The 20,384-nt window shown below is 69.7% G+C and carries 17 protein-coding genes and 1 pseudogene; 3 read left to right on the top strand and 15 right to left on the bottom strand.

Translation table 11 applies throughout. The annotated features are described in order from the left end of the window. Window position 1 precedes the first annotated feature (1 nt). Window positions 2-955, bottom strand: coding sequence for an AraC family transcriptional regulator (locus ACFYOP_RS28745; protein WP_356897673.1), 954 nt, complete (start codon window positions 953-955; stop codon window positions 2-4). A 98-nt stretch (window positions 956-1,053) separates the two neighbouring features. Here ACFYOP_RS28745 and ACFYOP_RS28740 point away from each other — a divergent pair. Next, window positions 1,054-1,408: pseudogene (locus tag ACFYOP_RS28740) on the top strand (Uma2 family endonuclease); the annotation flags it as partial. Window positions 1,409-1,473: 65 nt separating this feature from the next. Here ACFYOP_RS28740 and nuoN read toward each other — a convergent pair. The 14 genes from nuoN to ACFYOP_RS28670 all read right to left on the bottom strand — a co-directional run bounded on the left by nuoN (window position 1,474) and on the right by ACFYOP_RS28670 (window position 17,758). Then, the gene (gene nuoN, locus ACFYOP_RS28735) at window positions 1,474-3,129 is read right to left on the bottom strand and encodes an NADH-quinone oxidoreductase subunit NuoN (protein ID WP_356897672.1); all 1,656 of its coding nucleotides are present in this window, start codon (window positions 3,127-3,129) and stop codon (window positions 1,474-1,476) included. Next, on the bottom strand, window positions 3,126-4,697 hold the full coding sequence (locus tag ACFYOP_RS28730) for an NADH-quinone oxidoreductase subunit M (RefSeq protein ID WP_356897671.1): 1,572 nt from the start codon (window positions 4,695-4,697) through the stop codon (window positions 3,126-3,128). Before ACFYOP_RS28730 ends, nuoN begins: the two co-directional genes overlap by 4 nt. Window positions 4,698-4,699: 2 nt before the next feature. Then, a complete protein-coding gene (nuoL, locus tag ACFYOP_RS28725) occupies window positions 4,700-6,643 on the bottom strand; it encodes an NADH-quinone oxidoreductase subunit L (protein WP_356897670.1) in 1,944 nt (647 codons plus the stop codon). Between the two features lie 15 nt (window positions 6,644-6,658). Beyond that, on the bottom strand, window positions 6,659-6,958 hold the full coding sequence (gene nuoK, locus ACFYOP_RS28720; RefSeq protein WP_069927518.1) for an NADH-quinone oxidoreductase subunit NuoK: 300 nt from the start codon (window positions 6,956-6,958) through the stop codon (window positions 6,659-6,661). After that, entirely contained in the window at window positions 6,955-7,812 is an 858-nt protein-coding gene (locus ACFYOP_RS28715) for an NADH-quinone oxidoreductase subunit J (protein WP_356897669.1), read from the bottom strand. The genes nuoK and ACFYOP_RS28715 overlap by 4 nt, the downstream gene beginning before the upstream one ends. Further along, complete coding sequence (nuoI, locus tag ACFYOP_RS28710) at window positions 7,809-8,456, bottom strand: NADH-quinone oxidoreductase subunit NuoI (protein ID WP_356897668.1); 648 nt, start codon at window positions 8,454-8,456, stop codon at window positions 7,809-7,811. The genes ACFYOP_RS28715 and nuoI overlap by 4 nt, the downstream gene beginning before the upstream one ends. Further along, complete coding sequence (gene nuoH / locus ACFYOP_RS28705) at window positions 8,449-9,846, bottom strand: NADH-quinone oxidoreductase subunit NuoH (protein ID WP_356897667.1); 1,398 nt, start codon at window positions 9,844-9,846, stop codon at window positions 8,449-8,451. Before nuoH ends, nuoI begins: the two co-directional genes overlap by 8 nt. Window positions 9,847-9,970: 124 nt before the next feature. After that, window positions 9,971-12,475 (bottom strand): NADH-quinone oxidoreductase subunit G, encoded by a 2,505-nt coding sequence (locus ACFYOP_RS28700; protein WP_356897666.1) that lies wholly within the window; start codon window positions 12,473-12,475, stop codon window positions 9,971-9,973. A gap of 97 nt (window positions 12,476-12,572) precedes the next feature. Further along, on the bottom strand, window positions 12,573-13,955 hold the full coding sequence (gene nuoF / locus ACFYOP_RS28695) for an NADH-quinone oxidoreductase subunit NuoF (protein WP_388453306.1): 1,383 nt from the start codon (window positions 13,953-13,955) through the stop codon (window positions 12,573-12,575). Continuing rightward, on the bottom strand, window positions 13,952-14,785 hold the full coding sequence (gene nuoE / locus ACFYOP_RS28690) for an NADH-quinone oxidoreductase subunit NuoE (RefSeq protein WP_356897664.1): 834 nt from the start codon (window positions 14,783-14,785) through the stop codon (window positions 13,952-13,954). Before nuoE ends, nuoF begins: the two co-directional genes overlap by 4 nt. Further along, window positions 14,782-16,104, bottom strand: a complete 1,323-nt coding sequence (locus tag ACFYOP_RS28685) for an NADH-quinone oxidoreductase subunit D (protein ID WP_356897663.1) — start codon at window positions 16,102-16,104, stop codon at window positions 14,782-14,784. The genes nuoE and ACFYOP_RS28685 overlap by 4 nt, the downstream gene beginning before the upstream one ends. Beyond that, window positions 16,101-16,829: an NADH-quinone oxidoreductase subunit C gene (locus ACFYOP_RS28680; RefSeq protein WP_356897662.1), complete on the bottom strand. Its 729-nt coding sequence runs from the start codon at window positions 16,827-16,829 to the stop codon at window positions 16,101-16,103. The genes ACFYOP_RS28685 and ACFYOP_RS28680 overlap by 4 nt, the downstream gene beginning before the upstream one ends. Further along, window positions 16,826-17,380 carry an NADH-quinone oxidoreductase subunit B family protein gene (locus ACFYOP_RS28675; protein ID WP_031141109.1) on the bottom strand — a complete coding sequence of 185 codons (555 nt, stop codon included), beginning with the start codon at window positions 17,378-17,380 and terminating at the stop codon, window positions 16,826-16,828. Before ACFYOP_RS28675 ends, ACFYOP_RS28680 begins: the two co-directional genes overlap by 4 nt. 18 nt (window positions 17,381-17,398) lie before the next feature. Then, complete coding sequence (locus ACFYOP_RS28670; RefSeq protein WP_003974383.1) at window positions 17,399-17,758, bottom strand: NADH-quinone oxidoreductase subunit A; 360 nt, start codon at window positions 17,756-17,758, stop codon at window positions 17,399-17,401. A 733-nt stretch (window positions 17,759-18,491) separates the two neighbouring features. Between ACFYOP_RS28670 and ACFYOP_RS28665 the strand changes: the two genes are divergently transcribed. Both ACFYOP_RS28665 and ACFYOP_RS28660 read left to right on the top strand, forming a co-directional pair. Then, complete coding sequence (locus ACFYOP_RS28665) at window positions 18,492-19,307, top strand: C40 family peptidase (protein WP_356897661.1); 816 nt, start codon at window positions 18,492-18,494, stop codon at window positions 19,305-19,307. 213 nt (window positions 19,308-19,520) lie between these two features. Continuing rightward, entirely contained in the window at window positions 19,521-20,312 is a 792-nt protein-coding gene (locus ACFYOP_RS28660; RefSeq protein ID WP_356897660.1) for a class I SAM-dependent methyltransferase, read from the top strand. The last annotated feature ends 72 nt before the right edge of the window (window positions 20,313-20,384 follow it).

Below are 20,384 nucleotides of genomic sequence, written 5' to 3'. Positions count from 1 at the left end.
CCTACGCGGACGGGCGCGGCCGGACGATGGACGGGAGCCGGTGGTCGTGGTGCTTTTCTCCTCCGACGTCCCCGCCGCGCCGGAAGTCACCGGGGCTCATCCCGGTCTCCCGCCTGAAGAAGCGGCAGAAGTACGCCGGATCGGAGAGGCCCACCCGGCCGGCCACCTGCCGCACCGTGAGATCCGTCCTGGCCAGGAGCCGCTTGGCCTCGTGGGTCCGGGCCTCGCGGATCAGCCGGCCGGGGGTCCGGCCGGTGGCCTCCTTGACCGCCTCCGTGAGGTATCCGCCGCTCACCCCGATCCGGTCCGCGCAGCCGCTCGCCGACCACAGTGCGGGGTCGTTGCGGTGGATCAGCCGCAGGAACTCCGCCGCGACCGCGCCCGGCCGGGACGGCGGCCGCGCGGGCGCGGGTCCCGGCAGCCGTGCGGCCCGTACGACGAGGACGTGCAGCAGTGCCCGCAGCACGCCGGCGAACCCCTCGGCGCCGGTGCGGTACTCGTCATCGAGATCGGCGATCAGCCGGGCGGTCCGCTCGTGGGTCGGCCCGTCGAGGTCCCGCCAGGGCCGCTCCCCCAGGCGGCGCAGCAGCTCACGGTCGCCGGGGTGGTCGAGCAGGAAGTCCTCGGTGAACAGGACGACCGACCCGGCCAGCCCCCTGGCCCCTTCCCAGTGGTGCACCTGGCCCGGTGCGATCACGCCGAGGTGGGGCGGCCGCAGCTCCCAGCGGGCGAGATCGACGACGTGGGCGCCGGTGCCGGCGGTGACGTGGACGATCTCGTAGAAGGTGTGGCGGTGCGGGAAGTCGGCCCGGGACATCGGGCCGATGGTGTCGAAGGTGCCGATGGCGAAGGGCAGGGCATTGGGCATCGGCACCTCCAGGCGGTGCATGGGCGGCACGCCCTCGCGCGAGGCCCGGCAGGGCGTCGCCCCCGGTAACACCGTCGTACCGCGCATGATCCCGCTCCCTCTCCCGCCGGCCAGTAGGTCCAGACCAATTGGCGCCGTGGGGGCCGCCCAGGTCAACCCGGCGTGACTCGTTTACACGTGCGCAGAACCGGCCGGAGCCCGATGTGATCGTCGTGCCCGAGCATGTGATCCAGGACCCGGAGCGAACGCGCTTCCCGGCCCAGACGGTGCTGCCGGCCGTCGAGGTCGTCCGCGGAGTCGGTGACCCGGGACCGGGAAACCAAGCCCGTGAAGTACGCCCGTGCCAAGATCCCGCACTACTGGCGGGTCGAGAACGTCGAGGGAAAGACGGTCGTCTACACCTTCGAGCTGGAGCCGAACACCGGCGAGTACCGGTCCACGGGTATTCACCGCGGCCGGATGACGGTGGAGGCCCCGTTCCCCGTCGACCTCGATCTGACCGCGATCGTCCCCAAGCGCAGGCGGTCCCGCGAGCAGTAGGACATGCCGAAGGTCCGGCCTCTCCCCCGAGGAGACGCCGGACCTTCGTGTGGGGCGGGAGTCCGTCAGCGTGCGAAGACGCCCGCCTGGCTCGCCAGGTCCAGGAAGTACTGGGGGGCGAGGCCGAGGACCAGCGTCACGGCGACGCCGACGCCGATGGTCGTCATCGTCAGCGGCGAGGGGACGGCGACCGTGGGGCCCTCCGGCTTCGGCTCGCTGAAGAACATCAGCACGATGACCCGGATGTAGAAGAACGCGGCGATCGCGGACGAGATCACACCGACCACGACCAGCGCTCCCGCGCCGCCCTCCGCGGCCGCCTTGAAGACGGCGAACTTGCCGGAGAAGCCGGAGGTCAGCGGAATGCCGGCGAAGGCCAGCAGGAACACCGCGAAGACCGCCGCCACCAGCGGTGAACGCCGCCCGAGCCCCGCCCACTTGGACAGATGCGTCGCCTCTCCGCCCGCGTCGCGCACCAGGGTGACGACGGCGAACGCGCCGATGGTCACGAAGGAGTAGGCGAGCAGGTAGAAGAGGACGGACGAGATGCCCTCGGGCGTCGTGGCGATCACACCGGCGAGGATGAAACCGGCGTGCGCGATCGAGGAGTACGCCAACAGCCGCTTGATGTCGGTCTGGGTGATGGCGACGATCGCACCGCCCAGCATGGTGACGATCGCGACCGCCCACATGACCGGCCGCCAGTCCCAGGCGAGGCCCGGCAGCACCACGTACAGCAGCCGCAGCAGCGCGCCGAACGCGGCGACCTTGGTGGCCGCGGCCATGAAGCCGGTGAGCGGGGTCGGCGCGCCCTGGTAGACGTCGGGCGTCCACATGTGGAACGGCACCGCGCCGACCTTGAACAGCAGGCCCATGAGGATCAGCGCGCCGCCGATCAGCAGCAGCGCGTCGTTGCCCATGGTGCCGGCGAGCGCCGGGTCGATGGTGCGGACGCTGCCGTCGACGACCTCGGCGATCCGGGCGTACGAGACGGAGCCCGCGTACCCGTACATCAGCGCGATGCCGAAGAGCAGGAACGCGGAGGAGAACGCGCCCAGCAGGAAGTACTTCACCGCGGCCTCCTGCGACAGGAGCCGCTTGCGGCGGGCCACGGCGCACAGGAGGTAGAGCGGGAGGGAGAAGACCTCGAGCGCGATGAACAGCGTCAGCAGGTCGTTGGCCGCCGGGAACACCAGCATGCCGGCGATCGCGAAGAGCAGGAGCGGGAACACCTCGGTGGTGGTGAACCCGGCCTTGACCGCGGCCTTCTCGTGCTCGCTGCCGGGCACGGCGGCGGCCTCCGCGGCGAACGAGTCGATGCGGTTGCCGTGCGCCACCGGGTCGAGCCGGCGCTCGGCGAAGGTGAAGACCGCGACCAGCGAGGCCAGCAGGATGGTGCCCTGCAGGAACAGCGCCGGTCCGTCGACCGCGATGGCGCCCATCGCCGCGATCTGCTTCTCGGTCGTGGCGTACCCGTTGGCGGCGAGCCCGACGATCGCCGCGAAGGCGGCCCCGAGCGCGACGACGGTGAGGAACACCTGCGTGTAGTAGCGGGCCCTGCGCGGGACGAACGCCTCCACGAGGATGCCCAGGACGGCCGCACCGACGACGATCAGTACGGGCGACAGCTGGGCGTACTCGATGTGGGGCGCGGGGATCCTGCCGAGCGGCTCGACTTCCGCAGCCGTTGTCCACAGGTTGTGGACAGCTGTAGCGCTCACTTGGCCGCCTCCACATCGGGCCGGGGGTCCTGCTTCTGAACGTCGGACATCGTGTGCTCCACGGCCGGGTCGATGATCTCCGTCAGCGGCTTCGGGAAGACGCCGAGGAAGAGCAGCAGTGCGATCAGCGGGGCGACGACCGCCAGTTCACGGACCCTGAGGTCCGGCATCTTCCGCACCTCGGCCTTCACCGGCCCGGTCATCGTCCGCTGGTAGAGGACGAGGGTGTAGAGCGCGGCGAGCACGATGCCGAGGGTGGCGATGATCCCGACGACGGGATAGGCGGCGAACGTGCCCACCAGGACCAGGAACTCACTGACGAAGGGCGCGAGTCCCGGCAGTGAGAGCGTGGCCAGACCGCCGATCAGGAAGGTGCCGGCGAGCACCGGGGCGACCTTCTGCACACCGCCGTAGTCGGCGATGAGCCGTGAACCGCGCCGCGAGATCAGGAAGCCGGCCACCAGCATCAGCGCCGCCGTGGACAGTCCGTGGTTGACCATGTAGAGCGTCGCGCCGGACTGGCCCTGGCTGGTCATCGCGAAGATGCCCATGACGATGAAGCCGAAGTGGGAGACCGACGCATAGGCGATCAGGCGCTTGATGTCGCGCTGGCCGACCGCGAGCAGCGCGCCGTAGACGATGCTGATCAGCGCCAGCACCAGGATGGCCGGTGTGGCCCACTTCGACGCCTCCGGGAACAGCTGGAGGCAGAAGCGCAGCATCGCGAACGTGCCGACCTTGTCGACCACCGCCGTGATCAGCACGGCGACCGGGGCGGTCGCCTCGCCCATGGCGTTGGGCAGCCAGGTGTGCAGCGGCCACAGCGGCGCCTTGATCGCGAAGGCGAAGAAGAAGCCGAGGAACAGCAGCCGCTCGGTGTCGGTGGCCATCCCGAGCTCGCCGCTCGCCCGCGCCTCGGCGATCTCGGAGAGCGAGAAGCTGCCCGCGACCACGTACAGACCGATGACGGCGGCCAGCATGATCAGTCCGCCGGCCAGGTTGTAGAGCAGGAACTTCACGGCCGCGTAGGACCGCTGGGCCGCCGCGTTCTCGTCGGTGCCCGCGTGGGCGCGGTCGCCGAAACCGCCGATGAGGAAGTACATCGGGATCAGCATGGCTTCGAACAGGATGTAGAAGAGGAAGACGTCGGTGGCCTCGAAGGAGAGGACCACCATCGCCTCGACCATGAGGATCAGGGCGAAGAAGCCCTGCGTCGGCCGCCAGCGCGACGACCTTGTCTCCAGTGGGTCGGCGTCGTGCCAGCCGGCGAGGATCACGAACGGGATCAGCAGCGCGGTGAGCGCCACCATCACGACCCCGATGCCGTCCACGCCGAGTTCGTACCGGACGCCGAAGTCGGCGATCCACGCATGGGACTCGGTGAGCTGGTACCGGTCGCCGCCCGGCTCGAACCGTACGAGCACGGTCGCGGCGAGCACCAGGGTGCCGAGCGAGACCAGCAGTGCCAGCCACTTGGCCGCGTTCCGCTTGCCGGCCGGTACGGCGGCGGTGGCGATGGCCCCGAGGGCCGGGAGCACCGCCGTGGCCGTCAGAATCGGAAAGGACATTGTCAGACCGCCCTCATCAGCAGGGTGGCGGCGATCAGGATCGCCGTACCGCCGAACATCGAGACCGCGTAACTGCGGGCGTAGCCGTTCTGCAGCTTGCGCAGTCGGCCGGAGAGCCCGCCGAACGAGGCGGCCGTCCCGTTCACCACGCCGTCCACCAGGCTGTGGTCCACGTAGACCAGGGACCGGGTGAGGTGCTCGCCGCCGCGGACCAGGACCACGTGGTTGAAGTCGTCCTGGAGCAGGTCGCGGCGGGCGGCCCGGGTGAGCAGCGAGCCCCGCGGCGCGGTGACCGGCACCGGCCGGCGCCCGTACATCAGATAGGCGATCACGGCACCGGTCAGCAGGACCACCATCGTGGCGGTGGTGATGACCGGGACGGAGATCACCGGGTGCGGGTGCTCGAACCGGGTGACCGGGGCGAGCCAGTTGGCGAACCGGTCGCCGATGGAGAAGAACGCTCCCGCGAAGACGGAGCCGAAGGCGAGCACGATCATCGGGATCGTCATCGACTTGGGCGACTCGTGCGGGTGCGGCATCTCGCCGGCGTGGGACTCCGCGGCAGGCTCGGCACTCGCCGCCTGGTCCGCGTCGGGCGCGGGCTGCCAGCGCTTCTCACCGAAGAAGGTGAGGATCATCACGCGCGTCATGTAGAACGCGGTGATCCCGGCGCCGAGCAGCGCCACGCCGCCGAAGACCCAGCCGCGGATTCCGTCGTCGTAGGCGAACGCCGCCTCGATGATCTTGTCCTTGGACCAGAAGCCGGACAGGCCCGGGAAGCCGATGATGGCCAGATAGCCGAGGCCGAAAGTGACGAAGGTGATCGGCATGTACTTGCGGAGGCCGCCGTACTTCCTCATGTCGACCTCGTCGTTCATGCCGTGCATGACCGAACCGGCGCCGAGGAAGAGCCCGGCCTTGAAGAAGCCGTGCGTCACCAGGTGCATGATCGCGAAGGCGTATCCGATCGGGCCGAGGCCGGCCGCGAGGATCATGTAGCCGATCTGCGACATCGTCGAACCGGCCAGCGCCTTCTTGATGTCGTCCTTCGCGCAACCGACGATCGCACCGAAGAGGAGCGTGACGGCGCCGACGATGACGACCGCGAGCTGCGCGTCCGGGGCGGCGTTGAAGATCGCACCGGAGCGGACGATGAGGTAGACGCCCGCGGTGACCATGGTGGCGGCGTGGATGAGGGCCGAGACCGGGGTCGGGCCCTCCATCGCGTCACCGAGCCAGGACTGCAGCGGCACCTGGGCGGACTTGCCGCACGCGGCGAGCAGCAGCATCAGGCCGATGGCCGTCAGCATCCCCTCGGAGGTCTCACCCGTGGCCTCGAGCACCGGTCCGAAGGCGAAGGTGCCGAAGGTGGTGAACATCAGCATGATCGCGATCGACAGGCCCATGTCGCCGACCCGGTTGACGAGGAACGCCTTCTTCGCCGCGGTCGCCGCGCTGGGCTTGTGCTGCCAGAAGCCGATGAGCAGGTAGGACGCGAGACCGACGCCCTCCCAGCCCATGTACAGCAGCAGGTAGTTGTCGGCGAGGACCAGCAGGAGCATCGCCGCGAGGAACAGGTTCAGGTAGCCGAAGAAGCGGCGGCGCCGCTCGTCGTGCTCCATGTAACCGATCGAGTAGATGTGGATCAGGGTGCCCACACCGGTGATCAGCAGGACGAAGGTCATCGACAGCTGGTCGAGCTGGAAGGCGATGTCCGCCTGGAAGCCCTCGACGGGGACCCAGCTGAACAGCCGCTGGTGCAGGGCGCGTTCCTCCCCGCCCTTGCCGAGCATGTCCATGAACAGCACGGCGCCGATGACGAACGAGGCCCCGGCGAGCACGGTGCCCAGCCAGTGGCCCGCCTTGTCGAGGCGGCGTCCGCCGCAGAGCAGGACCGCCGCTCCGAGCAGTGGCGCCGCGACGAGCAGCGCAATCAGGTTCTCCACGATTCTTCCGACCCCTTACAGCTTCATCAGGCTGGCGTCGTCGACCGAGGCCGAGTGGCGGGAGCGGAACAGCGACACGATGATCGCGAGACCCACCACGACCTCGGCGGCGGCGACGACCATCGTGAAGAACGCGATGATCTGGCCGTCGAGATTGCCGTGCATACGGGAGAAGGCGACGAACGCGAGGTTGCAGGCGTTGAGCATCAGCTCCACGCACATGAACACCACGATCGCGTTCCGCCGGATCAGGACTCCTGCCGCGCCGATGGTGAACAGCAGGGCGGCCAGATACAGGTAGTTGACCGGATTCACCGCTTGGCCTCCTGTCCGTCCCGGTCGTGCTCGTCCCGGTCGTCGTCCTCGCTACGGTCACGTCCCAGGCGCTCCTCGGAGCGCTGCTCCAGCGCCTTGAGGTCGTTCAGCGCCTCGGTGGAGACGTCCCGGATCTGACCGCGCTCGCGCAGCGTCCGGCTGACCGTCAGCTCGGACGGGGTGCCGTCCGGGAGCAGACCGGCGATGTCCACCGCGTTGTGCCGGGCGTAGACGCCGGGGGCGGGCAGCGGCGGGAGGTGCTTGCCCTCCCGTACGCGCCGCTCGGCCATCTCGCGCTGGGTCATGGCCCGCTCGGTGCGCTCCCGGTGGGTGAGCACCATCGCGCCGACGGCCGCGGTGATCAGCAGCGCGCCGGTGATCTCGAAGGCGAAGACGTACTTGGTGAAGATGAGCGCGGCCAGGCCCTCGACGTTCCCGCCGTGGGCCGAGTTGGCGGCGCCCAGGCCGTTGAAGGTCTGCAGTGAGGCGTTTCCGATGCCGGCGATCAGCAGGATGCCGAAGCCGAGGCCGCAGGCGACCGCGAGCCAGCGCTGGCCCTTCAGCGTCTCCTTGAGGGAGTCGGCGGCGGTGACGCCGACGAGCATGACGACGAAGAGGAACAGCATCATGATCGCGCCGGTGTAGACGACGATCTGGACGACGCCGAGGAAGTACGCGCCGTTGGCCAGGTAGAACACCGCGAGGATGATCATCGTCCCGGCCAGGCAGAGGGCGCTGTGCACGGCCCGCTTCATCAGGATGGTGCAGAGCGCCCCGATCACGGCGATGGTGCCGAGCACCCAGAACTGGAATGCCTCGCCGGTGGAGGTGACGGAGGCGGCGAACGTGTTCATGCCCCGATCACCTTCTTGGACGCGGGCTCGTCCTCGCCGAAGGTCGACTCGCCCTCCTGCACCGTCCCGTCCTTGGAGTCCGCGGCCTGCTGGACCGTGCCCGGCGCGGCCTCCGTGACCAGACCCCGGTAGTAGTCCTGCTCGTCCATGCCGGGGTAGATCGCGTGCGGCGAGTCGACCATGCCCTCGTCCAGACCGGCGAGCAGCTGCTCCTTGGTGAAGATGAGGTTCTCCCGGCTGGTGTCGGCCAGTTCGAACTCGTTGGTCATCGTCAGCGCGCGCGTCGGGCAGGCCTCGATGCACAGACCGCACAGGATGCAGCGGGCGTAGTTGATCTGGTAGACGCGGCCGTACCGCTCACCCGGGGAGTAGCGCTCCTCCTCGGTGTTGTCCGCGCCCTCCACATAGATCGCGTCCGCCGGGCAGGCCCAGGCGCACAGCTCGCAGCCGACGCACTTCTCGAGCCCGTCCGGATGGCGGTTGAGCTGGTGCCGGCCGTGGAAGCGCGGCGCCGTGACCTTCTCCTGCTCCGGATACTGCTCGGTCAGCCGCTTCTTGAACATGGCCTTGAAGGTCACGCCGAAGCCGGCAACCGGATTCAGGAACTTGCTCTCGGATTCCTTGCTCTTGGATTCCTCAGACACCGTCAGCCTCCTTTCCGTCCCGAGGGTCATCACTGTCAGTATTGGGTCCACCACTGACAATCAGTTCGCGCTCCTGCCGGGACCGCCTGCGCGGGACCGGTGGCAGCTCCTGTCCGGGCAGCGGCGGTACGGGGAAGCCGCCCGCCATCGGATCGAAGGCGGGGGGCGCCGGCCTGGCGGCCTCCTCCGCCTTCTCCTTCTTGCCGCGGAAGACGTCGGCCACGAACGAGAGGAGCAGCACCGCGATCACCGCTCCGCCGACGTACAGCACGATCTGCTGGAAGTCGTAGTTCTCGTTGCGCAGGGCCCGCACGGTCGCCACCAGCATCAGCCAGACGACGGAGACCGGGATGAGGACCTTCCAGCCGAGCTTCATCAGCTGGTCGTAGCGGACGCGGGGCAGGGTGCCGCGCAGCCAGATGAAGAAGAACAGCAGCAGCTGGACCTTGACGACGAACCAGAGCATCGGCCACCAGCCGTGGTTCGCGCCCTCCCAGAAGGTGGAGATCGGGTACGGCGCCCGCCAGCCGCCCAGGAAGAGGGTGACGGAGACGGCCGCGACGGTGACCATGTTGACGTACTCGGCCAGCATGAACATCGCGAACTTGATGGAGCTGTACTCGGTGTTGAAGCCGCCGACGAGGTCGCCCTCGGACTCCGGCATGTCGAGCGGCGCCCGGTTGGTCTCACCGACCATCGTGACGACGTAGATGATGAAGGAGACCGGCAGCAGGACGATGAACCAGCGGTCCGCCTGCGCGTCCACGATCGCCGAGGTCGACATCGACCCGGAGTAGAGGAAGACGGAGGCGAACGCGGCGCCCATCGCGATCTCGTAGGAGATCATCTGCGCGCAGGCACGCAGGCCGCCGAGCAGCGGGTACGTGGACCCGGACGACCAGCCGGCGAGCACGATGCCGTAGATGCCGACCGAGGCGACCGCGAGGATGTAGAGCATCGCGATCGGCAGGTCGGTCAGCTGCATCGTGGTGCGCTGCCCGAAGATCGAGATCTCGTTGCCGGCCGGGCCGAAGGGGATCACGGCGATCGCCATGAAGGCCGGGATCGCCGCGATGATCGGCGCGAGGACGTAGACGACCTTGTCCGCCCGCTTGACGATCACGTCTTCCTTCAGCATCAGCTTGATGCCGTCGGCGAGCGACTGCAGCAGACCCCACGGGCCGTGCCGGTTGGGGCCGATGCGCAGCTGCATCCAGGCGACGACCTTGCGCTCCCACACGATGGAGAAGAGCACGGTGACCATCAGGAAGGCGAAGCAGAACACGGCCTTGATGGCGACGAGCCACCACGGGTCGCGTCCGAACATCGACAGGTCCTCGAGCGCGAGGACGCTGCGCTGCGCTTCTGCGACATGAGCCAGCGTGGTCATGCGCGCACCTCCGGTGCGGGGGTGGCCGGAGCGGTGCCCGGCAGGCCGGCAGGGGTCGGGGACCCGGCCGGTGGCACGGCGCCGCGCGTCCGCGCGGTCACCGGCCGGCCGAGGTCACGGGCGGTCATGACTGCACCTCCGGAGCGGCCGCGGCCGCGGGCGTGATACGGACGAGCTCGCCGGGGCGGGCGCCCGTGTCGGCGGTGACGCCACCGCCCACGGAGTTCAGCGGCAGCCACACGACCCGGTCGGGCATCTCGGTGACCTGGAGCGGCAGCCGTACGGAGCCGGCCGGTCCGGAGACCTCCAGCTCGTCGCCGTCCTCGACGCCCGTCTCCGCGGCGGTGGCCGCCGACAGCCGGGCGACCGCGGCGTGCCGGGTGCCGGCCAGCGCCTCGTCGCCCTGCTGGAGCAGGCCGTGGTCGAGCAGCAGCCGGTGACCGGCGAGGACCGCCTCGCCCTCACCGGCCCGGGGTAGCGGGCGCGCGGTCTCCAGCGGCTCGGTGGCCCGCGGGCCGTCCCAGCGGCCGAGCCGGTCCAGTTCGGTGCGGACGGACTTGAGGTCCGGGAGGCCGAAGTGCACGTCGAGGGTGTCGGCGAGCATGTGCAGCACCCGGGCGTCCGTGGGCGCGAGGCGGCGGGTCATGTGGTCGGGCTTGAGCGCCGCCTCGAACATCCGGGCCCGGCCCTCCCAGTTGAGGAAGGTGCCCGGCTTCTCCGCGACGGCCGCGACCGGGAAGACGACGTCCGCCCGCTCGGTGACCTCGCTCGGCCGCAGCTCCAGCGAGACCAGGAAGCCGACCGCGTCGAGCGCCTCGCGGGCCCGCGCCGGGTCGGGCAGGTCCGCGACCTCGACTCCGGCGACGAGCAGCGCGCCCAGTTCGCCGGTGGCCGCGGCCTCCACGATCTGGCCGGTGTCCCGGCCGTAGCGGTGCGGGAGTTCGCGTACGCGCCAGACCTCCGCGGTCTCCTCGCGGGCCCGCGGGTCGGTCGCCGGCCGGCCGCCGGGCAGCAGGGACGGCAGCGCACCGGCCTCCACGGCGCCGCGCTCACCGGCGCGGCGCGGGATCCACACGAGCTGCGCGCCGGTGGCGGTCGCCGCGCGTACGGCGGCGGTGAGGCCGCCGGGCACGGCGGCGAGCCGCTCGCCGACCACGATCACCGCGCCGTCGGCGCGCAGCGCCTCCGCCGCCCGTGCGCCGTCCCCGTCGAGGCCGGTACCGGAGGCGAGGCCCTCTTGAGACAACGCGATCAGCCACTCGGCCTCGGTGCCGGGCGCGGCGGGAAGCAGCGTCCCGCCCGACTTGGCGAGTCCGCGGGTGGCGTACGGGGCGAGGGAGAAGGTGCGCTGGCCGTGCTTGCGGTGGGCCTTGCGCAGCCGCAGGAAGACCCCGGGGGCCTCCTCCTCCGACTCGAACCCGGCGAGCAGCACCGCCGGGGCCTTCTCCAGCGCCGTGTACGTGACCCCGGTGCCGGACAGGTCCCTGCCCTGCCCCGCGACGCGCGCCGCGAGGAAGTCGGCCTCCTCCGCGGAGTGCGTCCGGGCACGGAAGTCGATGTCGTTGGTGTCGAGTGCGACGCGGGCGAACTTGGCGTACGCGTAGGCGTCCTCGACGGTCAGCCGGCCACCGGTCAGGACACCGGTGCGGCCCCTGACGAGGCCGGCGGCGGCGGCCTCCAGCGCCTCCGGCCAGCTCGCCGGCTCCAGCACGCCCTCCTCGTTGCGGACCAGGGGCGTGGTGAGCCGGTCGCGCTGCTGCGCGTAGCGGAAGCCGAAGCGCCCCTTGTCGCACAGCCACTCCTCGTTGACCTCCGGGTCCTCGGCGGCCAGGCGCCGCATGACCTTGCCGCGGCGGTGGTCGGTGCGGGTGGCGCAGCCGCCCGCACAGTGCTCGCAGACGGAGGGCGAGGAGATGAGGTCGAACGGGCGGGAGCGGAACCGGTAGGCGGCGGAGGTGAGCGCGCCGACCGGGCAGATCTGGATGGTGTTGCCGGAGAAGTACGACTCGAACGGGTCGCCCTCGCCGGTGCCGACCTGCTGCAGCGCGCCGCGCTCCAGCAGCTCGATCATCGGGTCGCCCGCGATCTGGTTGGAGAAGCGGGTGCAGCGCGCGCAGAGCACGCACCGCTCACGGTCCAGGAGCACCTGGGTGGAGATCGGGACCGGCTTCTCGAAGGTCCGCTTCTTGCCCTCGAAGCGGGAGTCGGCCTGGCCGTGCGAGACGGCCTGGTTCTGCAGCGGGCACTCGCCGCCCTTGTCGCAGACCGGGCAGTCCAGCGGATGGTTGATCAGCAGCAGCTCCATCACGCCCTGCTGCGCCTTCTCGGCGACGGGCGAGGTGAGCTGCGACCTGACGACCATGCCGTCGGTGCAGGTGATGGTGCAGGAGGCCATCGGCTTGCGCTGGCCCTCCACCTCGACGATGCACTGACGGCAGGCGCCGGCCGGGTCGAGGAGCGGGTGGTCGCAGAAGCGCGGGATCTCGATCCCGAGCAGCTCTGCGGCGCGGATGACCAGCGTCCCCTTGGGGACGGAGATCTCCACACCGTCGATCGTCAGCGAGACGAGGTCCTCGGGCGGCACGGCGCCGCCGCCCGCGGCGGTGGAGCCGGTCGTGGTGACGGTCATGCCCGCACCTCCCCGCGGTACGGGGCGGCCTGCGCGGCAACGCCCGTGCAGCGGCCTGCGGCGGGGCCGCGGCCGGGATTCGGCGCGTGCGCCACAGTCATGCGGACACCTCCGTGGTGTGTCGGTCGGCCCAGGCCGTCGACCTGGCGGGGTCGAAGGGGCAGCCCTTGCCGGTGATGTGCTGCTCGTACTCGTCCCGGAAGTACTTGAGCGAGGAGAAGATCGGCGACGCGGCGCCGTCGCCGAGGGCGCAGAACGACTTGCCGTTGATGTTGTCGGCGATGTCGTTCAGCTTGTCCAGGTCGGACATGACGCCCTTGCCGGCCTCGATGTCGCGGAGCAACTGGACCAGCCAGTACGTGCCTTCGCGGCACGGTGTGCACTTGCCGCAGGACTCGTGGGCGTAGAACTCGGTCCAGCGGGTGACGGCCCGCACCACGCAGGTCGTCTCGTCGAAGCACTGGAGCGCCTTGGTGCCGAGCATCGAACCGGCCGCGCCGACGCCCTCGTAGTCCAGCGGGACGTCGAGGTGCTCGTCGGTGAACATCGGGGTCGAGGAACCGCCGGGCGTCCAGAACTTGAGCCGGTGGCCGGGGCGCATGCCGCCGCTCATGTCGAGCAGCTGGCGCAGGGTGATGCCGAGCGGTGCCTCGTACTGGCCGGGGCTCGCGACATGGCCGCTGAGCGAGTACAGCGTGAAGCCCGGGGACTTCTCGCTGCCCATGGACCTGAACCAGTCCTTGCCCTTGTTGAGGATCGCGGGAACCGAGGCGATGGACTCGACGTTGTTCACCACAGTGGGGCAGGCGTACAGACCGGCGACCGCGGGGAAGGGGGGCCGCAGCCGGGGCTGGCCGCGGCGGCCCTCCAGGGAGTCCAGCAGCGCGGTCTCCTCACCGCAGATGTACGCGCCGGCGCCCGCGTGCACGACCAGTTCGAGGTCGAGTCCGCTGCCCAGGACGTCCTTGCCGAGATAGCCCGCCGCGTACGCCTCGCGCACCGCCTCGTGCAGCCGCCGGAGTACGGGGACGACCTCACCGCGCAGATAGATGAAGGCGTGGCTGGAGCGGATCGCGTAGCAGGCGATCACGATTCCCTCGATGAGGGAGTGCGGATTGGCGAACAGAAGGGGGATGTCCTTGCAGGTGCCCGGCTCCGACTCGTCCGCGTTGACGACGAGGTAGTGCGGCTTGCCGTCGCCCTGCGGAATGAACTGCCACTTCATCCCGGTGGGGAAGCCCGCGCCGCCCCGGCCGCGCAGACCGGCGTCCTTGACGTAGGCGATCAGGTCGTCGGGGGTCATGGCGAGCGCCTTGCGCAGGCCCTCGTAGCCCTCGTGCCTGCGGTACGTCTCGAGCGTCCATGACTCGGGCTCGTCCCAGAAGGCCGACAGGACCGGTGAGAGGAGCTTCTCCGGGCTGCCCTCGGCCGCTGCCCCCGGCCGTGAACCGCCGCCGTATTCGGTGGACACGGTCATCACTCCCCCTCCTCGGCCACAGGTCCGGCCGGGTTGTCCGGGTCGGACGCCGAAGTCTTCTGCGGTGCGTCGTGCGAGCTCAGGTGCTCGGAACCGGGTTGGGGCCGGTCCTGCGGGGCCTCGCCGCGCGGATGGACCACCCGCGCGGGTGCGGTCTCGCCCTTGGCGAGCCGCAGACCGATCAGCGACGCCGGACCGGCGCCGCCGGTCGCCTCGACCGCGCCGGGGCGCTCGTCGGGGAAGCCGGCCAGGATGCGGGCGGTCTCCTTGTACGTGCACAGGGGCGCGCCGCGGGTGGGGCTGACCTGTTCGCCGGCGCGCAGGTCGTCGACGAGCTTCTTCGCCGACTCCGGGGTCTGGTTGTCGAAGAACTCCCAGTTGACCATCACCACGGGCGCGAAGTCGCAGGCCGCGTTGCACTCGATGTGCTCGAGCGTGACCTTGCCGTCCTCGGTCGTCTCGTTGTTGCCGACGCCGAGGTGCTCCTTGAGCTCCTCGAAGATCGCGTCGCCGCCCATCACCGCGCACAGCGTGTTGGTGCAGACGCCGACCTGGTAGTCCCCGGACGGCTTGCGCCGGTACATGGAGTAGAAGGTGGCGACCGCGGTGACCTCCGCGGTGGTGAGGTCCAGCATCTCGGCGCAGAACCGCATGCCCGTGCGGGTCACATGGCCCTCCTCCGACTGCACGAGGTGCAGCAGCGGCAGCAGGGCGGACCGGCTGCCGGGATAGCGGGCGATGATCTCCTTCGCGTCCGCCTCCAGCCGCGCGCGCACATCGGCCGGGTAGTCGGGCGCGGGCAGTTGCGGCATGCCCAGCGATACGTCCGTCATCGGTCGACGCCTCCCATCACGGGGTCGATGGACGCGACGGCGACGATGACGTCGGCGACCTGGCCGCCCTCGCACATGGCCGCCATGGCCTGGAGATTGGTGAACGACGGGTCGCGGAAGTGGACCCGGAAGGGCCGGGTGCCGCCGTCGGAGACGACATGGACGCCCAGTTCGCCCTTGGGCGACTCGACTGCGGCGTACGTCTGCCCGGCCGGCACCCGGAACCCCTCGGTGACCAGCTTGAAGTGGTGGATCAGGGCCTCCATGGAGGTGCCCATGATCTTCTTGATGTGGTCGAGGGAGTTGCCGAGGCCGTCGGGGCCGAGCGCGAGCTGCGCGGGCCAGGCGATCTTCTTGTCCGCGACCATCACCGGGCCCGGCTCCAGCCGGTCCAGGCACTGCTCGACGATCCGCAGCGACTGCCGCATCTCCTCGAGACGGATGAGGAACCGCCCGTAGGAGTCGCAGGTGTCGGCGGTCGGGACGTCGAAGTCGTAGGTCTCGTAGCCGCAGTACGGGTCGGTCTTGCGCAGGTCGTGGGCGAGGCCCGCGGAGCGCAGGATCGGTCCGGTCGCGCCGAGCGCCATGCAGCCGGTCAGGTCCAGATGTCCGACGTCCTGCAGCCGGGACTTGAAGATCGGGTTGCCGGTGGCGAGCTTGTCGTACTCCGGCAGGTTCTTCTTGAGCGTCTTCACCAGCTCGCGGAGCTGGTCGACCGCGCCCGGGGGCAGGTCCTGGGCCAGTCCGCCGGGCCTGATGTACGCGTGGTTCATGCGCAGGCCGGTGATCAGCTCGTAGACGTCGAGAATGAGTTCACGATCACGGAATCCGTAGATCATGATCGTGGTGGCGCCCAGCTCCATGCCGCCGGTCGCGATGGCGACCAGGTGCGAGGAGAGCCGGTTGAGCTCCATCAGCAGGACCCGGACGACCGACGCCCGGTCCGGGATCTGGTCCTCGATGCCGAGCAGCCGCTCCACGCCCAGGCAGTACGCCGTCTCGTTGAAGAACGGCGTCAGGTAATCCATGCGCGTGACGAAGGTGGTGCCCTGCGTCCAGGTCCGGTACTCGAGGTTCTTCTCGATGCCGGTGTGGAGGTAGCCGATGCCGCAGCGGGCCTCGGTGACGGTCTCGCCGTCGATCTCCAGGATCAGCCGGAGCACGCCGTGCGTGGAGGGGTGCTGCGGGCCCATGTTGACGACGATCCGCTCGTCGTCGGCCTTGGCCGCGGCCTGGACGACCTCGTCCCAGTCGCCACCGGTGACCGTGTAGACCGGGCCCTCGGTGGTTTCGCGTGCGCTTGCAGACGGTGTAGTCACGAGTACGACCTCCGCTGGTCCGGAGCCGGGATCTGGGCGCCCTTGTACTCGACGGCGATGCCGCCGAGCGGATAATCCTTGCGCTGCGGGAAGCCCTGCCAGTCGTCCGGCATCATGATCCGGGTGAGGGCGGGGTGGCCGTCGAAGACGAGCCCGAAGAAGTCGTAGGTCTCGCGCTCGTGCCAGTCGTTGGTGGGATACACCCGCACCAGGGACGGGATGTGCGGGTCGCTGTCCGGGGCGGAGACCTCCAGCCGCAGGATCCGGCCGTGGGTGAGCGAGCGAAGGTGGTAGACGGCGTGCAGCTCGCGGCCCTTGTCCTCGAGGTAGTGCACCCCGCTCACGCCGGTGCAGAGCTCGAAGCGCAGCGCCGGGTCGTCCCGCAGCGTCCTCGCCACCTGCACCAGGTGCTCGCGCGCGATGTGGAAGGTGAGTTCGCCGCGGTCGACGACGGTCTTCTCGATGGCGTTCTCGGGCACCAGGCCCTGCTCCTCGAGCGCGCCCTCGAGTTCGTCGGCGACCTCGTCGAAGTAGCCGCCGTACGGGCGGGAGGCCGGCCCCGGCAGCCGTACGGAGCGGACGAGCCCTCCGTAACCGGATGTGTCCCCTCCGTTGTTGGCGCCGAACATCCCGCGCTGGACGCGGATCTCCTCGCCGTTCTCGCCGCGCTGCCCGGGGAGGTTCTGCTCGGAGAGCTCCTTCTCCGGGTTCGGCTGGTCACTCATCGGAGCAGCCCCTTCATCTCGATCGTCGGGAGCGCCTTGAGGGCCGCCTCCTCCGCCTCACGGGCGGCTTCCTCCGCGTTCACACCGAGCTTGGAGCTCTGGATCTTCTGGTGGAGCTTGAGAATCGCGTCCAACAGCATCTCGGGGCGGGGCGGGCAGCCCGGCAGATAGATGTCGACAGGGACAATATGATCAACGCCCTGCACAATCGCGTAATTGTTGAACATTCCGCCCGACGACGCGCAAACCCCCATGGAAATGACCCACTTGGGGTTGGGCATCTGGTCGTAGACCTGGCGCAGGACGGGGGCCATCTTCTGGCTCACCCGGCCGGCCACGATCATCAGGTCGGCCTGGCGCGGTGAACCGCGGAAGACCTCCATACCGAAGCGGGCCAGGTCGTAACGGCCGGCGCCGGTCGTCATCATCTCGATGGCGCAGCAGGCCAGGCCGAACGTCGCGGGGAAGACGGATGACTTGCGCACCCAGCCCGCGGCCTGTTCGACGGTGGTGAGCAGGAATCCGCTCGGCAGCTTCTCTTCGAGTCCCATGGTGTGCTCCTCAGCTCCTCAGTCCCATTCCAGGCCGCCGCGCCGCCACACATACGCGTAGGCGACGAAGACGGTGAGCACGAAGAGCAGCATCTCCACGAGCCCGAAGATCCCCAGGGCGTCGAAGGTGACGGCCCAGGGATAGAGGAAGACGATCTCGATGTCGAAAATGATGAAGAGCATCGCCGTCAGGTAGTACTTGATCGGGAAGCGACCGCCTCCCGCGGGCGTAGGCGTGGGCTCGATGCCGCACTCGTACGCTTCAAGCTTTGCCCGGTTGTACCGCTTGGGACCGATAAGCGTGGCCATGACCACGGAGAAGATCGCAAACCCTGCCCCGAGGGCGCCGAGCACAAGGATGGGCGCGTAAGCATTCACCCTCCTCGCTCCTTCCAGTCGTCCTTGACCGTTGGACCGCACCGGGCAACCGCCTCACCGCCCCGCAGGTGACGCCGACTTCCGAAGATCGCGACCGGGGTCGCGCTCGAAGATCGTGTACATGTGAGGCAGTTCACAAGCCCGGCTGCCCCGCATCCTATGCCTGTCGGTCTGTGATCTGCGACACGGGGTCGGTCATGGAGTTTGTGATCTCCACCACCCGACGAAGGATCATGAAGTCGGATGAGCGGTGATCTTCACACGCGAAGCACTCGACCGACCACGAGCTGTGACATTGGCGGCTGTCACCGCTGGTCGGAGCAGGGGTGCCCTACCAAGCCATGGTGACTACACGCAAATTGGAGATGGACCGCATCGGGTGATATTGGACGGCGGGTCACCCGGCAGTGGCATCGAGCGGACCGCGGTGGACGCGAGCGCCGCTTTCACGAGCTCACGAGCGCCCGGGCGTTGACCATTCTGTGACCTGCGCCACTCACTCAAGAGTTCAACAAAAGCGGGCTTGGCCATGAACATAAAGCGGTGGTAAGCCACCGGCAATTCGGACCTTTTACGGAAAGCCCATGATCACAGCCCTGATCGCGCCTGCCCGGTTTGCCCGTTACGGCGTCAATAAGGGTCCATGCGCCGTGGATTCAGAGGTTCCGGTCGTAACTGTGGCGCAACACACGTTTCTTGAAGGGAACCCTGATGCCCTGATAGCGGTTGTCCCATGTCCCACACCGCTCACATACCCAGCCACCGGAAACCCCGCCGCAACGCCTCGAGAATGGCGATACGGGCCGGAGTTGCCGGTGGCTTCCTCAGCACCATCGCGGTGGCCGGCGCCGCCGGGCCGGCGAACGCCGAGCCGGTGACCGAGACCATCGAGATGCCCCTTCTCACCCCGGACGCCGTCACCGCCGTCACCCAGGCCGCCGAAGCCACCGAGCAGGTCGCCCTCGACCTCGAGCTCCAGGCGCAGTTGCAGGCCCAGGAGGACGCCGCCGCGGCCAAGGCCGCGAAGGCCGCGGAGAAGGCCAGGGCCGAGGCGGACCGCAAGGCCGAGGCCGAGAAGAAGAAGGCGGAGGCAGAGGCGCGGGAGCGCGCGGAGGCCGCCGCCCAGGAGCGCGCGTCCCGCGACTCCGAGCGCACCTCCCTCTCCGCGTACAGCTCCGCCGGCAGCACCGCCACGGGCAGCGCCGCGACCGTCGTCGCCTTCCTCAAGGCGCAGCTCGGCGACGCGTACATCATGGGCGCCACCGGCCCCAACGCCTGGGACTGCTCCAGCCTGGTCCAGGCCGCCTACCGCACGGTCGGCATCGACCTCCCGCGCGTCTCGCAGGACCAGTCCGTGGCCGGCACCCAGGTCGGCACGTCCAACCTGCAGGTCGGCGACATCCTCTACTGGGGCGGCGCCGGCTCGGCGTACCACACGGGCGTCTACATCGGCGACGGCAAGTACCTCGACGCCGCCAACCCCAGCAAGGGCGTCGTCATCCAGGACCTGTCGGGCTACCCGGCGAGCGGCGCGGTCCGCGTCCTCTGACGTCGCTTCAGCGCGTACGGCGTCTCCGGTGACGTGAGTCGTGCGCCCTGCGCCTGGAAGGGCCGTCGCTCCCTCGGGGGGAGCGGCGGCCCTTTCGCGTGTCCGGGGGCGGCCCGGCTCTCCCCCGAAGCCGCCGGTGTCGGCCCCGGGCGGTCCGTGCCGTCCGTGGTTAGCATCCGAGAGAGGCGGCCCGCCAAGCCACAGGGAGGCGTCATGCGGCACGGACCCGGATCGCGGCTGTCGACGAACCGTTCACGGCTCGGCCACAAGGCGCGGTACGCGCTGCGGCACCCCCGGCGCGTGCTGCCCTATCTGCGCCGTGCGGGCCGGGACGCCTGGCTGCGGCTGCGCCACCGCGGCGGGCACGTCGCGTACTACCGGGCGGTGATGGCGTCGGACACCGCGCGGAGCCCGGAGGCGGCGGTGGGCGGAGGGCCGTCCCACGACCGGTGGCTCGCCATCGGGCAGATGCAGTTCGACTACCTGAAGGAGCACGGGCTGCGGCCGCAGGACCGGATGCTGGAGATCGGCTGCGGCAACCTGCGGGCCGGATGGCGGTTCATCGACCATCTGGAGCCGGGCCACTACTACGGGATCGACATCTCGCCGGACATCCTCGTCGAGGCGAAGAAGACCCTCGTCCGCTACGGCCTCCAGCACAAGCTGCCGTATCTCACCCCCGTCGAGGACCTGAGGCTCGACTTCCTCCCCGACGCGGCCTTCACGGTCGCGCACGCGCACAGCGTCTTCTCGCACTCGCCGCTGGAGGTCATTGACGAATGCCTCGCCCACATCGGACGGGTGCTGGCGCCCGGCGGCTTCTTCGACTTCACCTACGACCGCACCGAGACCCGTGAGCACCAGGTCCTGGGCGAGGACTTCTACTACCGCACGGAGACGCTGACCCGGCTGGCCGCGCGGCACGGTCTCGTCGCCCGCTTCATGGACGACTGGGAGCGGCTGCCGCACGGGCAGTCGAAACTCCGCGTGACCCACGCGGCCTGACCGGCGCCGAGCCGGCCTGGGCGTCGCCCGGCCCGGCGGTGGGCATGCATCCGGCGTCCTGGCCCGAGAACC

Source organism: Streptomyces sp. NPDC006294, from assembly GCF_042870895.1.
In the GTDB taxonomy this organism is placed as follows: Bacteria; Actinomycetota; Actinomycetes; order Streptomycetales; family Streptomycetaceae; genus Streptomyces.
This window is presented reverse-complemented; position numbering and strand designations above follow the sequence as displayed.